This is a genomic window from Orbaceae bacterium lpD01 (assembly GCA_036251705.1).
Taxonomy (GTDB): Bacteria; Pseudomonadota; Gammaproteobacteria; order Enterobacterales; family Orbaceae; genus Utexia; species Utexia brackfieldae.
Genome location: CP133959.1, coordinates 130056 through 146746, shown reverse-complemented (window position 1 = coordinate 146746; position 16691 = coordinate 130056). Strand labels below are relative to the sequence as shown.

Here is a 16691-nt window from a genome sequence, read left to right as displayed (position 1 = left end):
TTACCTTATTACCTGTTTATAATCCTGCTTTTAAACTTTCTACAATGAACTGGTCTAAACTACCATCCAGTACGGCTTGCGTATTGCGAGTTTCGACACCTGTACGTAAATCTTTAATGCGGGAGTCATCTAGTACATATGAGCGAATTTGACTTCCCCAGCCGATATCGGATTTGTTCTCTTCCATCTGCTGCTTATCGGCATTTTTTTTCTGCATTTCCAGTTCGTATAATTTCGCTTTTAGCTGTTTCATCGCTTGATCTTTATTGCTATGCTGAGAGCGATTATTTTGACACTGTGTCACAACCCCTGTTGGTATATGGGTGATACGAACCGCAGATTCGGTTTTATTCACATGCTGACCGCCAGCACCAGAAGCACGATAAACATCGATGCGTAAATCAGCTGGATTAATCTCGATATCAATATCATCGTCTACTTCCGGATAGACAAAGGCGGAACTAAACGAGGTATGTCGACGATTGCCTGAGTCAAATGGGCTTTTGCGTACCAATCGATGCACACCGGTTTCGGTTCTTAGCCAGCCAAACGCATATTCGCCAATGATTTTAACCGTGACAGACTTAATCCCAGCAACATCGCCATCGGAGACTTCAATAATCTCTGTTTTAAAGCCTTTGGCTTCTGCCCAGCGAAGATACATTCTTAGCAGCATTTCAGCCCAATCTTGCGCTTCAGTACCGCCTGATCCGGCTTGTATGTCTAAATAGCAATCAGCACTATCATAATTGCCTGAGAACATACGTCGAAATTCTAGTTTGGCTAATTTTTCTTCTAACTGCTGTAACTCGTTATTTGTTTCATTAAAAGTATCTTGATCTTCGGCCTCGATGGCCAGTTCCAGTAAACCTTCAACATCATCAAGGCCTTGTAACAGGTTATTGATTGTCGAAATGATCGCTTCAAGCTCGACGCGTTCTTTACCGAGTGCTTGTGCTTTTTCTGGCTGAGACCAGACATCGGGTTGTTCTAATTCACCGTTAACTTCTTCGAGCCGCTCTCGCTTGCCATCATAGTCAAAGATACCTCCGAATAACCGCAGTTCGCTCTGTCAGTTCGGTAATTTTATTTTTCACTGGATTAATTTCAAACATATTAATTTTGATTACCCTTTACTTTGCACTACAATCATTTTACTTGCTATCAGACAAGTAACAAACTGAATTGTTGAATAAATGAACATTTGCAGTGGTATGATTTACCCGCTTTAAGTTACGCCTTGCGAATACTAATAATCGTGCAATTTATCAAATTTTATTTACAATAACAGCGTATTTTAACGGATTTATACAACAGAATATAGATCTGTATAGGAAAAATCCCAATATCATTAAGATCAAAAAGGGTTAATTATGTGGTTTATTCGATTTAAACAAGCTGTCGCCATGCTGTTTATGCCATGGCTATTGGCTGTGATTATTCAGTCAGCAGGACGACTATTTTTACTTTTTTCTTACGTAAATAGCGAAAAAATGACCCAGTATAAAGGGGATATCATTGACCTGTTATTGACAGGATTACGTTTTGATATTCGTACTACCAGTATCGCATTGGGTTCATTACTTGTCTTGACCTTATTCACGTTATTTTCAAGGAAGTTAACGCGCTGTTGGCAGCAGTTACTTCCTGTCTTAATCGTCATTATGCTGATGATTATCACGATTTTTACGGTGGTGAATATCTTTTATTACATCACTTATGATCGTCATATCGATGTATTTATTTTTGGACTGATTGACGATGATACCACGGCGATTATTAAGACTATCTGGTCTGATTATCCGGTTATTTGGGGGCTGATTGGCTTCATGCTTTGTGCTTATCTGTTTGCTAAAATAACACGTTGGTGGTGTCGGTTTGTTCTCAAACTTCCTCATCGTCAGCAACCCACTTGGCTTGGTTTGATAGCGGCGCTGGTGGTTTTGGGCTTGATTTTTGTTGGTTGCCGTGGTGGATTAGGCACTTTTCCTTTAAGAGAGTCTGATGCACAAATTTCACGTTATCCGGTTCTCAACATGTTTGTACCGAATGGATTGATGGCGATGCAGTGGGCTTATTCTGGTTATCAGATGGATAATCAATTTACCCTCATCCCTGTCGCACAAAGCCAGCAAGCGATAAAGACCTTTTTTGGTGAAAACAAACCGGATTCAGTCAATATTTTTATGAGTAAAACAGCCGATAATCCCGTGGCTGAAGTTAAGCCTCCGCATGTTGTTCTTGCGGTGATGGAAAGTATGGGGAGTCATCTGTTTGAGTTTGATAATCCAGATCGTGATTTACTGGGATCACTACGTCAACACTGGCAACAAGATTGGCTATTTTCACGTTTTGTCTCTGAAGGTGATGGAACCATTGATTCGCTTAATCGCTTTTTTGTCCGTAGCCCTGTCGATAAGATTAGTCAATCTTCGGCACAAGATGCGCTGTTTATCAGTAATATGTTTAAACCGTTTAAAGCAAAAGGCTATAAGATTATCTATATTACAGCTGGAAATGGTGCATGGCGTAATTTAAATCAGTTTTTACCTCAATTAGGTGTAGACGAGTTTATTGAGCAAAATACCTTATTACACGAGTTTCCCGAGGCGGAAGTGGGCACTTGGGGTGTACCTGATGAGTATATGTTCAAATATGCTGAAAAACGTTTAGCACAGGCCGACAAGGCGGGTGAGCATGTGATGATCATGATGATGTCAATTACTAATCATCCGCCTTATCATCCACCGAAAAATCATCCTGTTTTTGGTTATACCTTTACGCCTGCTGAGCTGGTAAGATTAAAAAATATGGACTCAGAAGATGAGGTGCGGCGCATGTTTAATACTTTCCGATATAGTAATGACCAGCTCGGTAATTTTATGAGTTGGATTAAGTCGCAGCCCCTAGGTCAACACACGTTGGTTGCGGCTACAGGCGATCATAATTTGCGAGGTATAGGCTATCCAAATCCTGAGGAGATAGTACTCAGCCATTCGGTGCCTTTTTATCTTTATGTACCCACTGCTTATCAATACCATACAGTTTATGATAAAAATCGGATTGGTAGCCACAAAGATATCTTTCCAACCCTGTATGGATTAGCGTTATCTGATACGCCTTATTATCAAACAGGCTGTAATTTAGTCGCTGAGCAAATGACCTCATTATGGTGTAATGTGGGTTATAATCCGAACGTGGTGATTGATGATCAAGGTGCCTACGATTTAAATAATAATACGTTTATGTCATGGCAAGATGAGCATGGCTTAAGAGTTAAAGTCACAGATAGTATCACGCCAGTGCAACAACAAACGCTGGAGAAGTGGCAAGCGTGGACAAAATTATTAAACTGGCAGCTGATTAAACAGATCAAACAACCAGAGTAAGATAAAAAAGGACGCTATCAGCGTCCTTTTTATATACTTGAGGATAACTTGAAATAATTAGCTATTAATTACGCTTTATTCTTACATAATAACGGATAAATAAGACCCGCTAATACCGCACCAATAATCGGTGCGACCCAGAAAATCCATAATTGATCAAGTGCCCAGCCTTGTACAAATAGTGCTTGGCTTGTTGCACGGGCAGGATTGACTGAAGTATTCGTGATAGGAATGCTAATTAAATGGATCAGGGTTAAGCCTAAACCAATCGCGATAGGTGCAAAGCCCACTGGCGCTTTACCGTGTGTTGAACCCATAATGATCATTAAAAATGCAAATGTCATCACGACTTCAGAAACAAAACCTGACAGCATTGAGTATTTATCTGGTGAATGCTCACCAACACCATTAGCGGCGAAACCATCCGCTAATGAAAAACCTGCTTTACCCGAAGCAATTAAATAAATGACCGCAGCAGCAATAATTGCACCAATGAGCTGGGCAATAATATAAGGTACCACTTCTTTGGCTGGAAAACGTCTTCCGACAAATAGACCAATCGTCACTGCGGGATTAAGATGACAGCCTGAAATATGACCAATTGCATAGGCCATAGTTAAAACCGTTAATCCAAATGCCAGTGCAACACCAAGAATACCAATATGTGGTGCTGCGAAAACTGCACTACCACATCCACCCAAAACTAGCCAAAAAGTCCCGAAGGTTTCAGCCAGACATCTTGTTTTTAGCGAAAACATAATAAACCCTTATCTTTATAATAATTATAATTGTTAATCTGAAATGGAGAATAAAATCACTTAATGTAAAGCAATCTTAATCTAAACGTTAATTATGAAAATTAAGTGTAAATTATTATAGGCATGGTTATGAATATTAGTCAATTTCGGCAGATTAAAATAGCCTCTCTGCGCATGACTAGGATCGACTGTATTTGTATCACCTAGGTGATGATGAGAGTGCTGATATTCAGCTTACTCGAATTTGAAAGGCGAGGCAATTGATTGAAAATAGTCTGATTCCAGCTTATTCAAAGATTGATGTACTTATCGACTACTTAGGCTTGGATAATCAATTTGAGGTAAAACAGCGGCTCTAACAAAATAGTCTCAACATAAAAAAGACACGTTAATGATTGAATTTAACGTGTCTTTTAAAGATTAAATCATCTCTTTAATGCAAGATTATTTTGCTGCTTCAAAGAGTTCGGCAACTTTATCCCAGTTAACGATGTTCCAGAAGTTAGTGATAAACTCTGGGCGACGATTTTGATATTTTAAATAATAAGCGTGTTCCCAAACATCAATCGTTAAGAGTGGTTTACCGGCAACACCGGCAAATTTTTCTCCCATAATAGGTGAATCTTGATTGGCGGTGGAGACGATAGATAACTTACCATTTTTACTAATAAGCCATGCCCAGCCCGAACCAAAACGTCCTGCTGCGGCTTTAGCAAATTCTTCTTTAAATACATTCACTGAACCGAAATCTTTTTCGATTGCGGCTTTCAATGAACCTTTTAATTCTGTACCGACTTTTAAGAGCGTCCAGAAAAAATTGTGGTTAACATGACCACCAACATTATTTTTTACTGCAGTCAATTTTTCTGCGGGTACTTTATCTAAATTCATTAATAGTTCTTCAGCGGATAATGCTTGTAGTTCAGCTGGCAGTCCTTCAACCGCGGCGTTGGCATTATTAACATAGGTTTGATGATGCTTATCATGATGGATATGCATTGTTTCAACATCCATGTAAGGCTCTAAAGAATCGTATGCATAAGGTAATGCCGGAAGGGTATAAGCCATGACGTTGCTCCTTTATTTTAGAATAATAATCATCCATAAATTGATGTGGATATTTTGTTCAGTATAAGCGTGCTAAAAACGATTCTCAAGCTATCGATCAGATTGATTCAGGCTATTACTTATCCAATTCAGACCATTAAAATCGTTTAAATAGTGCACTAAAAAGGGGTGAGCCATATTATTAATTGCCCACTGACCTGTTTGAAAAATAATCGAAAATCAGTAATGAATCTCATAACAAGGCTGATATGCCGTGCCGCCCGGTAATTTCATCCGATCTTGTTCAACAAAGCTTCGTAATAAATCATCTAACTGTTTCATGATATTCGGATCGCCCTTTAATTTATAACGGCCATGTTTTTCAATTGCCCTCATACCCGCTTCTTTGACGTTACCCGCAACAATGCCGGAGAATGCCTGACGTAGCGCTGCAGCCAGTGATTCAACGGGCTGCTCTTTATGTAAGTCGAGGCTAGCCATATTTTGATGAGTCGGATTAAAAGGATGTTGTAACGCTGGATTGATTTTTAATAGCCAGTTAAAGCCATAGGAATCGCTGGTGGCCAAACGACAGGCTTTTACCGTATTGACGCCTTTGGCAACCACGCGGGCAACTTCTTGCGGATCATCAATAATGATTTGATATAGATCACAGGCCTGTTCGCCCAAAGTGTTACGTATAAAGTTATCCAGTGCGTTAAAGTATTCACGGCTCTCTTTGGGGCCAGTGAGCACCAGTGGCAACACTTGTTTTCTATTTTCAGGATTCAGCATAATACCGAGTATATAAAGCAACTCTTCAGCTGTGCCTGGTCCACCCGGGAAGATAATAATGCCATGCGCCATACGGACAAACCCTTCAAGTCGTTTCTCGATATCTGGCATGATAATCAATTCATTGACGAGTGCATTGGGTGGCTCTGCGGCGATAATAGACGGCTCTGTCATACCGATGAAACGGCTCTCTTTATAACGTTGCTGCGCATGACCTACCGCGGCACCTTTCATCGGCGCTTCCATCACACCTGGACCACAACCGGTACAAATGTTCAGTTTACGTAGACCTAGCTGAGTACCAACCTGTCTGGCATAGTAATATTCGGTATCATTAATTGAGTGGCCACCCCAACAAACAATTAAATTGGGTTCTTCACCAACATGTAATGCATTCGCATTGCGGAGAATAGAGAAAACCAGATTGGTAATATTGCTGGAACCTTCCGGATGAATATTTTTAATTCCGGTCATCGCAGCAATTTGTATATTAACAAACAGAATATCACGCAATACGGCAAAGAGATTGGCTTGAATAGCGGTAATTAATTTACCATCGACAAAGGCGGTTTCCGGTGGATTGATCAGTTCAAGCTTGACGCCGCGTTCACGTGTGACCACATTGATATCAAAATTTTTGTTCTTTTCCAATAATGCCTTGGTATCATCTGTTTTACTGCCTGCATTGAGCGTTGCCAGTGAACAGTTACGAAAAAGTTGATATAACTCACTATTTGCAGATTGTTTTAACATATTCACTTCTATCTGCGACAACATTTCCATTGATCCTAATGGATTAACCTGAGTAATCAAGATACACTCCTTTTTATAGTCGAATAGCAAATTGTTGGTTATTATATCATGCAAATTAACCAACAAATTTACAAGATAAATCGGCACTGATAATGAATAATAATACCGTTCAAGCTTTGCAGCAATTTACCCAGCGTTATACACAATTATGGCAAACCACATTTGAGCATGGTCCCATCTCGACGCAGTACCATGCGATACCCTCGCCTTGTATTGTTAAAACTATCGATATGACAGTTTACTGGCAACCGGTACCGATTGAACCCGCTTTAACTTTATATATAGCTGAATCGCTAATTGGCATCGTGATTCGTCCCGAAATTCATCAGCTATTTGGTTCACAATTTGCCGCGGATATGCGAGCCACATTCGATGATATGCCGGTATGTTTAATTCAAGTTTGGAACGAAGCAGATTTTCAGCGATTAGAAAAAAATCAAATTGCCCATTTGCAAATGCAAAAGAAGTTAAAACGTCAGCCGACGTTGTTTATCGCCAGTGTCACGAATAATGATGCGCTAATATCAGTGAATAATGTGAGTGGTGCGGTTGTTTATGAAGATCTCATTTCTGGTGAACAGAAAATCTTAGCCTCGAGCCTGAATCAGTTTTTAGCTGCGTTAATACCGGATGTTTTAGCGGATAGTAAGGCGCTGGATAAATAGGCAGAATCATGACGTATTGATTTGGTTTTTATAGCATTATCATATAAACTCAATGAGATATTTTACCCTCAAAAGTATTCGGCGTATAATAGCGTAATGTCTCCTCGGATTCTTCTTGTGACTTTTAATATAAATAGGTGATCTATGTTTGAAGATTTAACTGCCGCTCCTGCCGACCCCATTTTAGGTTTAGCTGATTTATTTAAGGCAGATGAACGAACCAATAAAATTAATTTAGGTATTGGCGTTTATAAAGATGAAACTGGATTAACGCCGATTTTAAATAGTGTTAAAAAAGCGGAAGAGTTTTTGTTACAGCATGAGAAAACCAAAACTTATTTAAGTATTGATGGCTTACCTTCATTTGCACAAGCAACACAAGCATTATTATTTGGTGCTGATAGTATGTTGATGGCAGAACTTCGGGTCAAGACTGCCCAGACGCCTGGCGGAACCGGTGCATTGCGTATTGCCGGTGATTTTTTAGCGCGTCGCACTAAAGTCAAACGGATATGGGTGAGTGATCCTACCTGGCCAAATCATCGCAGTGTTTTTCAGGCTTCAGGTCTGGAAGTGCGTGAATATCCCTACTATGCGTCAGATAAACATCACCTTAATTTTGAGGCGATGATTGATTGTTTGAAAAGTGTGCCAGCGGGGGATGCGGTACTCTTTCACGGATGTTGTCATAACCCAACAGGTATCGACCCGACGGCCGAACAGTGGCAAACGCTGGCTGAATTGGCCTTGAAACAAGGTTGGTTACCGATATTTGATTTGGCTTATCAAGGTTTTGGTCAAGGTCTCGACGAGGATGTGCAAGGCCTACGTATTTTTACCAACCAGTTACCGGAAGTGCTTGTGGCGAGTTCATACTCGAAAAACTTCGGTTTGTATAATGAACGTGTCGGTGCATTTAGTTTGGTTGCCAAAGACGCCGATACTGCCGAACGCGCTTTTAGTCAGGTAAAAACCATCATTCGGGCAAACTATTCCAACCCACCAGCTCATGGCGGTATAGTGGTTGCCCATATCCTGAATGATGAAGAGTTGAAAGAGGAGTGGGTGAGTGAGTTAACCCATATGCGACAACGTATCCATCGTATGCGTCAGTTATTTGTGAAAACGCTGCAAGATAAAGGCGCACAGCAAGATTTTAGTTTTATTACTCAGCAAAATGGGATGTTCTCATTTAGTGGCTTAAATCTGCAGCAAGTCTCCATGCTCAGAAACGACTTTGGTATTTATATTGTTAATTCAGGTCGTATTAATGTTGCCGGTATGACACTGGACAATATGTCATTATTGTGTGAGTCCATCATTAAAGTGCTTTAGACATAGCGAGCGTGAACTAGAGCCATCCTAAAGGCTCATGATTTATTTTGCTATTTCCATCGACAAGCACCCCGATTGATCCCCTTGATAGTGTTATCTATTACGGGGATTGATTGTATTAACGTCAAACATATTTAAAAAATTTTCAGGGAAAGTTATGCATAGTCATGATTCAGTGATTGAACGGTCACTATTTTCATTAAGTTGGCCAATTTTTATTGATATCTTTTTGCACATGGCAACATTAATGATCAATACCTATATGATCAGTCATGTATCAATGTCAATGGTGGCAGCGACCACCGTCGGCAATCAGTTTTTTGATATTTTTATTCCTATTTTTAATTTTATTAGCATCGGCTGTAGTGTGGTTATCGCGCAATATCTCGGCGCTGGTCAGCGTGAACAAGCGCGTCGAGTGATTCATCTTGCTGTGGCATTTAATTTTCTTTTAGGTCTGTTTTGTTTTCTGTTTATCTCGTTATTTGGTTACCGTGCGTTAATTTTGATGAATACGCCGCCGGAAATTCTCCCATTAAGTTATGACTATTTTCACATTCTAGGTATTTGCTTAGTGTTTGAAGCGATAACCATTATTTTGGCTTCCTGCTTACGGGTATTTGGTCGTTCGCAAGCGGCGATGTATGTTTCATTAATCATGAATATCGTCACGGTCTTAGGCAATATTATGGTCTTATATGGTCTGTTTGGTCTGCCTCAGATGGGACTGGTCGGGGTTGCCTGGTCGACGGTGGTAGGCCGAGTTGTGGGGATTATTTTATTATCATGTTTAGTGATTTTTGGGTTACGAATTAAGCTAGAAATGTCGCTATTTTTCCATTGGCAAAAAACCTTATTGAAAAAAATCTTTAAGATAGGTCTACCTTCGGCGGGAGAGAATCTATCCTGGTCAGGTCAAACGTTAGTGATGACCGCATTTATTGGTCTTATGGGACAGTTATCACTTGCTGCACATTCAATCTATTTTCAACTATCCTATTTTATGATGCTTTTTTCTATCGCATTAGGGATTGGTAATGAGATTATCGTTGGTCATCTGGTTGGTGCCAAACGTTTTGATGAAGCCTATAAACGAACTTTCCATAGTTTAGGTATCAGCATAATTGTGACTGGTTTGGTGGTGATTGGTTTCTATTTAATGCGTAAACCATTACTTACCTCTTTTACCACTGACCCGGAAGTGTTAAATATCTTACTGCCGATCTTTCTATTATCCATTTTCCTCGAGCCGGGTCGAACCTTAAATATTATTATGGTTAACGCCCTACGTGCGACGGGTGATGCCAGATTTCCTTTTTATACCGCACTGATTTTTATGTGGGGTCTTGCGATACCGGTAGGTTATTTTTTAGGTATCAAAATGGGGATGGGACTGCTGGGTATCTGGATCGGTTTTGCTTGCGATGAATGGATTCGAGGTTTGATTAATGCCGCGCGGTGGTATTCACGTCGCTGGGAATCAAAACGACTGGATATTGAGTCATGAGTAGATAACTGATAAACCGACTTGACTGAAAAAGTCGATTTCTATGCGTTGTTTACCGAGGTATTACCGATTCGTTATGCTGAATAAAAAGCGCTATTTTAGGGCATCGCTCATGAGATTAATAATTACTTAATCTTTTCTTGTTTAAATAAATGCCATTATAGTCAAGTTATCAAGCTATGCAGGGAGCCTTAATATGCGAATACTACTGATCGAAGATGATACCTTAATTGGTGATGGCATCTGTGCGGGATTAAAGAAATTTGGTTTTTCATTAGATTGGTTTACTGACGGTAATCAAGGACAAAATGCCCTGTCATTAGCACCTTATGATGCGGTAGTGTTAGATCTCTCATTGCCCAATAAAGATGGTTTAGCTATTCTCAATGACTGGCGTAAAGCAGGACTAATGACCCCAGTATTGATTCTGACCGCACGAGATGCGATTTCTGAGCGCGTAACCGGATTACAATCTGGGGCTGATGACTACGTCTGTAAACCGTTTGCACTCAGTGAATTAGCCGCAAGATTACAAGCTTTAATTCGTCGTAATCATCAACAAGTGACGCCTGAACTGCACTATCATAATGTGACCTTGAATCCACATTCCCATGAAGTGACTAAAGCAGGGGAACGCGTGATACTCACAACCAAAGAGACCCGATTGTTAGAGCTATTTATGCTCAATGAAAATCGTGTTTTGAGTCGCGAATTTATTCAAGAGAAACTCTATAGCTGGTCTGACGATGTGAGTAGTAATACCGTTGAGGTGTATATTCACAACTTACGTAAAAAATTGGGCAATCAGTTTATCAAAACCGTTTATGGTAGTGGTTATATGTTAGGAAAAGTTGAGTGAAGAAACTGAGTTTAAGAGCCCGAATTACCTTACTCGTCAGTGCGGCACTGTTTGTTGCCTGGTGTATTGCCTCGAGTTTAACGTACTTTGAGTTGAAGTCTTCATTGCGAGAGATCTTTGATAGTCAGCAGCTGCTTTTTGCCAAACGTTTGTCTGTGATGAATAATCGCGGTTTGGCTAGGCCAATGGGGCCTTATTTAACCCCGGAGCTGCCGGATGTCAAGCTGCCTATCATCAAGCAACTGGAATATGATGATGATGCCCTGGCATTTGCTATCTTTAACCGACGTGGTGAGATGCTGCTCAATGATGGCGAAAATGGCGAAAAATTTCGTTATAATCCAGCCATTTTTAAAAATGGCAGACCCTTCGCTATTACTGAAAACGATAAATGGCGGATCGTCTGGTTAATCAGTCTGGATCGCCACTCTATTATTGCGGTAGGGCAAGAACTAAAATATCAGCAAGAGTTATTAGAAGAGTTGATGCTTGAACAGATGAAGCCTTGGCTCATCACCTTTGTCATTCTTATCGGTATTCTAATTTTAGTCATCGGCCGAGAGTTTGCGTCATTGAAACAGTTAACTAAGCAGATTTCCACCAGATTGCCTGATGAAGATACGCCGATTAATTTGAAAAATACCCCGAAAGAGGTGCAGCCGATTATCGTCGCGCTGAATATGTTATTTTCGCGTATTACTCAGATGATTCAGCATGAGCGTCAATTCACCTCTGATGCCGCCCATGAGCTACGTACGCCGCTAGCTGCCTTAAAAGTACAGACAGAGGTTGCACAATTATCTGATGATGATCCGAAGGCAAGGCAGCATGCGTTAGATAATTTATTGAAAGGTATTGATCGCACGACCCACTTAGTCGATCAGCTTTTAATCTTATCTCGACTCGATTTTTTGTTATTAAGTGACGATGTTGCCAGCATTGTCTGGGCTGAATTGATTGAACAGGTCATTGAAGATTTACAATTATTAGCAGACAAGAAGCATATTGTGATTCGGTTTGAACGTCATGCGAATCCTGCTATTCTGGGTAATCGATTACTGTTGGGTGTGCTAATGCGTAATATTATTAATAATGCGATTCGCTATATCCCTGCACACAGCCAAATTACGATTACATTAAATCGTGATGGTTTAGTGGTCGAAGATAATGGCTTAGGTGTATCGCCTGATTATATACAGCGGCTTGGCGAACGATTCTACCGACCACCAGGACAGAAAGTTGATGGCAGCGGGCTGGGTTTATCGATTGTCAAACAGATTGCCGTGTTGCATGATTTGTCGGTCAGCTTCGCGAATAAAGTTCAGCCGGCACATGGTTTTTGCGTTAAACTGAATTGGATTTTACCCGCCCAAAAGAGATAAGCAAACTCAGCTGATAAGCTTGCTTGATTTCGCTTTACTCTGCCGATATTTTGCTCGATTGATAGTTTTTAATCCCTGTTGTTAACAGGGCTGAGCAGTATTTGAAAAAAGGGCAAAAAAATAGGACGATAACGTCCTATTTAGCTAAAAATGATGAAATATCAATATTATCCTGGGAAAAAATGACAGGCAAAGATATAAATCCACAGCGTGATGACTAATAGAATTGACAAAAATACGGCGGCTGAACCCAAGTCCTTGGCACGACCAGACAGTTCATGTTGCTCTTCACTGATGCGATCGACGACCGCTTCTATAGCGCTGTTGATGAGTTCGATAATCATCACAAAGCCCACTGAACCGACAAGAATAATACGTTCATAGATCGTAAAATCAATCAGCATCACGATAATACATGATGCAATCAGCGCCACGATTTCTTGTCTGAAGGCGGCTTCATGTTTGAAGGCTGCTTTAAGTCCCAAATACGAGTATTTGGTGGCGTTAATAATTCTGTTAAAACCGGTTGTTTTGCTCATAATCAATTTTTTATCTTAAAACCTTAGCTTGCTGCATGATACCATTTTGGTAAAAAATAAATACCCCAGATTATAGGTTATTTTGCTCTTTTTTTATAGTTTACCGATTTAGTCGGTGTGAGTGTTGTATGTTTAGTCAGCGCGGGACGCGTGTTTTGGCTCATTCGGCGTGACTGCTGTTTCTCTTTAAATGATTCAGCTGGCACCAGACAAGTTTTTTTGCTGCCAATTAAATCAGTTAATCCCATTTCGGTTAATACTTGACGGATAACTGGCCAGTTTTCTGGATCATGATAGCGTAAAATCGCTTTCTGCAGCCGGCGCTGCTTATCGCCTTTGGCGATATAGACATTTTCACTGTCGAAGCCTACTTTATTGAGCGGATTTTTACCCGAATAATACATGGTCGTTGCATTGGCTAGGGGGGATGGATAGAAATTTTGCACTTGATCTAACCGAAAACGATTTTTCTTTAGCCACAAGGCTAAATTAATCATATCCATATCGGTTGTACCTGGATGAGCCGAAATAAAATAGGGAATCAGATACTGCTCTTTATTGGCTTGTTTTGAGTAGAGGTCAAACAGCTCCTTGAAGCGATAATAAGTACTCATACCCGGTTTCATCATCTTCGATAATGGGCCTGATTCAGTGTGTTCTGGGGCAATTTTTAAGTATCCACCAACATGGTGTGTTGCCAGCTCTTTAATATAGCGAGGATCATGCACGGCTAAATCATAGCGCACGCCTGAAGCGATCAATATTTTTTTGATCCCTTGTAGGCGCCTTGCTTGTTGATATAACTGAATCGTCGGCTCATGATTAGTGTCCATATTGACACAAACATCCGGATAGAGACACGATGCGCGTCGGCAGGTCTTTTCTGCTTTCGGATCTTTACAGCGTAGCATATACATATTAGCAGTGGGTCCACCAAGATCGGAGATTATACCGGTAAATCCGGGTACTTTGTCGCGGATTTCTTCAATTTCGTTGATAATTGATTCTTGTGAACGACTTTGAATAATACGACCTTCGTGCTCAGTAATGGAACAAAAAGAGCAGCCGCCATAACAGCCACGCATAATATTGACTGAAAAACGAATCATCTCATAAGCTGGGATGCGTTTACCGGCATAAGCTGGATGAGGGACACGCTGAAAAGGGAGCGCAAAAACACTATCCATCTCTTGGGTGGTAAGTGGAATCGCGGGCGGATTGATCCAAACATATTGATCACCGTGCTGCTGTAGTAAGGCGCGCGCACATCCTGGATTGGTTTCATGATGCAAAATACGTGAAGCATGGGCATAAAGCACCTTATCTTGTTTCACCTGCTCATAGGATGGGAGCAGAACGTACTGTTTTTCCCAGGGTTTAGGTTTCGGCGGTTGAATGGTAATTTTCGTCGTTTGAGTATGGTCCGGCACATTGTCTTGATGACAGTCGCCATAAGGATTGATAATCGGATCAATTTTACTCGGTTTATCAATTAGTCTTGAATCCACACCGGACCAGCCAGGTAGAGCCTGTTTGACAATGATGGCGGTATTGCGGATATCGGTTATATGGTGAATATCTTCACCGTTGGCCATTCTGTGGGCGAGCTCAACCAGTGGTCTTTCACCGTTACCGTAAATGAGCATATCAGCTTTTGCATCAATGATGGCTGAGCGACGAATATTGTCTGACCAGTAATCATAATGGGCAATGCGTCTTAAACTGGCCTCGATACCTCCCAGTACGACGGGCACATCTTTATAGGCCTCTTTACAGCGTTGAGAGTAAACCAAGGTTGCTCGGTCAGGTCTTTTACCGCCTTCATTATCTGGTGTATAAGCGTCATCGTGCCGTAAACGGCGATCGGCTGTGTACCGATTAATCATTGAATCCATATTGCCGGCGCTAACCCCAAAAAAGAGATTAGGCTTACCTAACTTCATAAAGTCATCTTTGTTACGCCAATCTGGTTGAGCAATAATACCGACGCGAAATCCTTGGGCTTCGAGAAAACGACCGACAATACCGGTGCCAAAGCTTGGGTGATCAACGTAAGCGTCACCATTGACTAAGATGATGTCACAGCTATCCCAGCCTAAATTATCCATCTCTTCGCGAGACATGGGTAAAAAAGGTGCAGTACCGAAACATTCCGCCCAGTAAGGTTTATAGGAGAAGAGTTCGGTTTCCGGTGCTAATCGATTATTGCTCATAAATTGTCCAACTGTAAAAATGCAGCGCTCATTATAGCTCGCGTCAAACATAAAGCCTAGCAGAGATCATAACATGATGTTTTTTCGATTATTTGTTGAATTGAGCGAATATTGCAAGCGTGGTATTTACTCAACTCAGACGCTCATTGTATCTTGAGGCTTCATTTAAGGTGGGTTAAATCGATGATAATTAATCCTCAGCGAACTTTAATTATTAGAATCTGATGAGAATAATGGTAAGGGAAAAAGAGCAGAAATTTTTATCATCATAAGGTTAGAGATACTTGGTGATTGTAATGATAAAAAAACCGGCATTAAAGCCGGTTTTCGTTCTGTTCGCAGTGCTTATCGAACATATCCATAATTCATTAAACGTTGATAACGACGTTCAAGCAGTGATTCGGTATCGAGATCAGTTAACTCATCTAAATCTGATAGCAGCTGTTTTTTGAGCGATTGAGCCACTTTCTTAATGTTACGATGAGCACCGCCTAGTGGTTCTGGCACGATGGAATCAATAAGGCCTAGCTTCTTCAATCGGTCCGCAGTCATATTCATCGCTTCTGCGGCTACTGAGGCTTTATCTGCACTTTTCCATAAAATAGAGGCACAGCCCTCTGGCGAGATCACTGAATAAGTACTGTATTGTAACATATTAACTTTATCACCCACGCTGATGGCTAAAGCACCACCTGAACCACCTTCACCAATGACCGTACAAATAGTCGGCACTTTAAGGCGAGACATTTCACGTAAATTGCGAGCAATCGCTTCTGCTTGGCCACGTTCTTCCGCACCAATACCGGGATAGGCACCTGGTGTATCAACAAAGGTAATAATGGGTAAATGGAAACGTTCGGCCATTTCCATTAAGCGCAGTGCTTTCCGGTAACCTTCTGGTGCCGGCATACCAAAATTACGACGCACTTTCTCTTTAGTTTCGCGACCTTTTTGATGACCAATGACCATAACTGGACGATCATTAATGCGTGCAATACCGCCAACAATCGCCTTATCATCGGCAAACGCACGATCACCTGCCAGCTCATCAAAATCAGTAAATACCTCGCGAATATAATCAAGCGTATAAGGACGATTTGGATGACGTGCCAACTGGGCAACTTGCCATGCGGTTAAGTTAGAAAAGATTTTCTTCGTTAATTCTTCGCTTTTTTTATTCAGTTGTTTGATTTCTTCATCGAGATTCACATCGAGCTGAACGTTTTGTGAATCTACATCACGTAGAGCACCAATTTTTGCTTCAAGCTCTGCGATAGGTTTTTCAAAATCAAGAAAATTATTCATATATATACTCTATTATTGCTTTTGCCATCGTTTATTCGACAGCTTGGCGAATTAGGTTTTTTAGTTTATTCGGTAGATTTTACT

At 40.8% G+C, this 16691-nt stretch carries 13 protein-coding genes; 6 read left to right on the top strand and 7 right to left on the bottom strand.

Features of this window, described 5'->3' with window-relative positions:
* Positions 1-16 precede the first annotated feature (16 nt).
* Positions 17-1063, bottom strand: coding sequence for a peptide chain release factor 2 (gene prfB / locus RHO15_00630; protein ID WVD64951.1), 1047 nt, complete (start codon positions 1061-1063; stop codon positions 17-19).
* A 310-nt stretch (positions 1064-1373) separates the two neighbouring features.
* Between prfB and RHO15_00625 the strand changes: the two genes are divergently transcribed.
* A complete protein-coding gene (locus RHO15_00625; protein ID WVD64051.1) occupies positions 1374-3389 on the top strand; it encodes an LTA synthase family protein in 2016 nt (671 codons plus the stop codon).
* A gap of 68 nt (positions 3390-3457) precedes the next feature.
* Here RHO15_00625 and aqpZ read toward each other — a convergent pair whose 3' ends face one another.
* From aqpZ to ppnN, 3 genes are all read right to left on the bottom strand, one after another.
* Positions 3458-4147, bottom strand: a complete 690-nt coding sequence (gene aqpZ, locus RHO15_00620) for an aquaporin Z (protein WVD64050.1) — start codon at positions 4145-4147, stop codon at positions 3458-3460.
* 444 nt (positions 4148-4591) lie between these two features.
* The gene (locus RHO15_00615) at positions 4592-5215 is read right to left on the bottom strand and encodes a Fe-Mn family superoxide dismutase (GenBank protein WVD64049.1); all 624 of its coding nucleotides are present in this window, start codon (positions 5213-5215) and stop codon (positions 4592-4594) included.
* 219 nt (positions 5216-5434) lie between these two features.
* A complete protein-coding gene (gene ppnN, locus RHO15_00610; protein WVD64048.1) occupies positions 5435-6889 on the bottom strand; it encodes a nucleotide 5'-monophosphate nucleosidase PpnN in 1455 nt (484 codons plus the stop codon).
* Between the two features lie 5 nt (positions 6890-6894).
* On the opposite strand from ppnN, the gene syd reads away from it, so the two are divergent.
* The 5 genes from syd (at position 6895) to qseC (ending at position 12550) form a co-directional block, all read left to right on the top strand.
* On the top strand, positions 6895-7467 hold the full coding sequence (gene syd / locus RHO15_00605; GenBank protein ID WVD64047.1) for a SecY-interacting protein: 573 nt from the start codon (positions 6895-6897) through the stop codon (positions 7465-7467).
* 144 nt (positions 7468-7611) lie between these two features.
* A complete protein-coding gene (locus RHO15_00600) occupies positions 7612-8802 on the top strand; it encodes an amino acid aminotransferase (GenBank protein ID WVD64046.1) in 1191 nt (396 codons plus the stop codon).
* A gap of 157 nt (positions 8803-8959) precedes the next feature.
* Positions 8960-10309 carry an MATE family efflux transporter gene (locus tag RHO15_00595; GenBank protein ID WVD64045.1) on the top strand — a complete coding sequence of 450 codons (1350 nt, stop codon included), beginning with the start codon at positions 8960-8962 and terminating at the stop codon, positions 10307-10309.
* 196 nt (positions 10310-10505) lie between these two features.
* A complete protein-coding gene (locus RHO15_00590) occupies positions 10506-11168 on the top strand; it encodes a winged helix-turn-helix domain-containing protein (protein ID WVD64044.1) in 663 nt (220 codons plus the stop codon).
* A complete protein-coding gene (gene qseC, locus RHO15_00585) occupies positions 11165-12550 on the top strand; it encodes a quorum sensing histidine kinase QseC (GenBank protein WVD64043.1) in 1386 nt (461 codons plus the stop codon). The genes RHO15_00590 and qseC overlap by 4 nt, the downstream gene beginning before the upstream one ends.
* A 167-nt stretch (positions 12551-12717) precedes the next feature.
* Here qseC and RHO15_00580 read toward each other — a convergent pair whose 3' ends face one another.
* The 3 genes from RHO15_00580 to accA all read right to left on the bottom strand — a co-directional run bounded on the left by RHO15_00580 (position 12718) and on the right by accA (position 16607).
* Positions 12718-13089, bottom strand: a complete 372-nt coding sequence (locus RHO15_00580; GenBank protein WVD64042.1) for a diacylglycerol kinase — start codon at positions 13087-13089, stop codon at positions 12718-12720.
* Between the two features lie 77 nt (positions 13090-13166).
* Entirely contained in the window at positions 13167-15302 is a 2136-nt protein-coding gene (locus tag RHO15_00575) for a YgiQ family radical SAM protein (protein ID WVD64041.1), read from the bottom strand.
* A 345-nt stretch (positions 15303-15647) separates the two neighbouring features.
* A complete protein-coding gene (accA, locus tag RHO15_00570) occupies positions 15648-16607 on the bottom strand; it encodes an acetyl-CoA carboxylase carboxyl transferase subunit alpha (protein WVD64040.1) in 960 nt (319 codons plus the stop codon).
* Positions 16608-16691 lie beyond the last annotated feature (84 nt).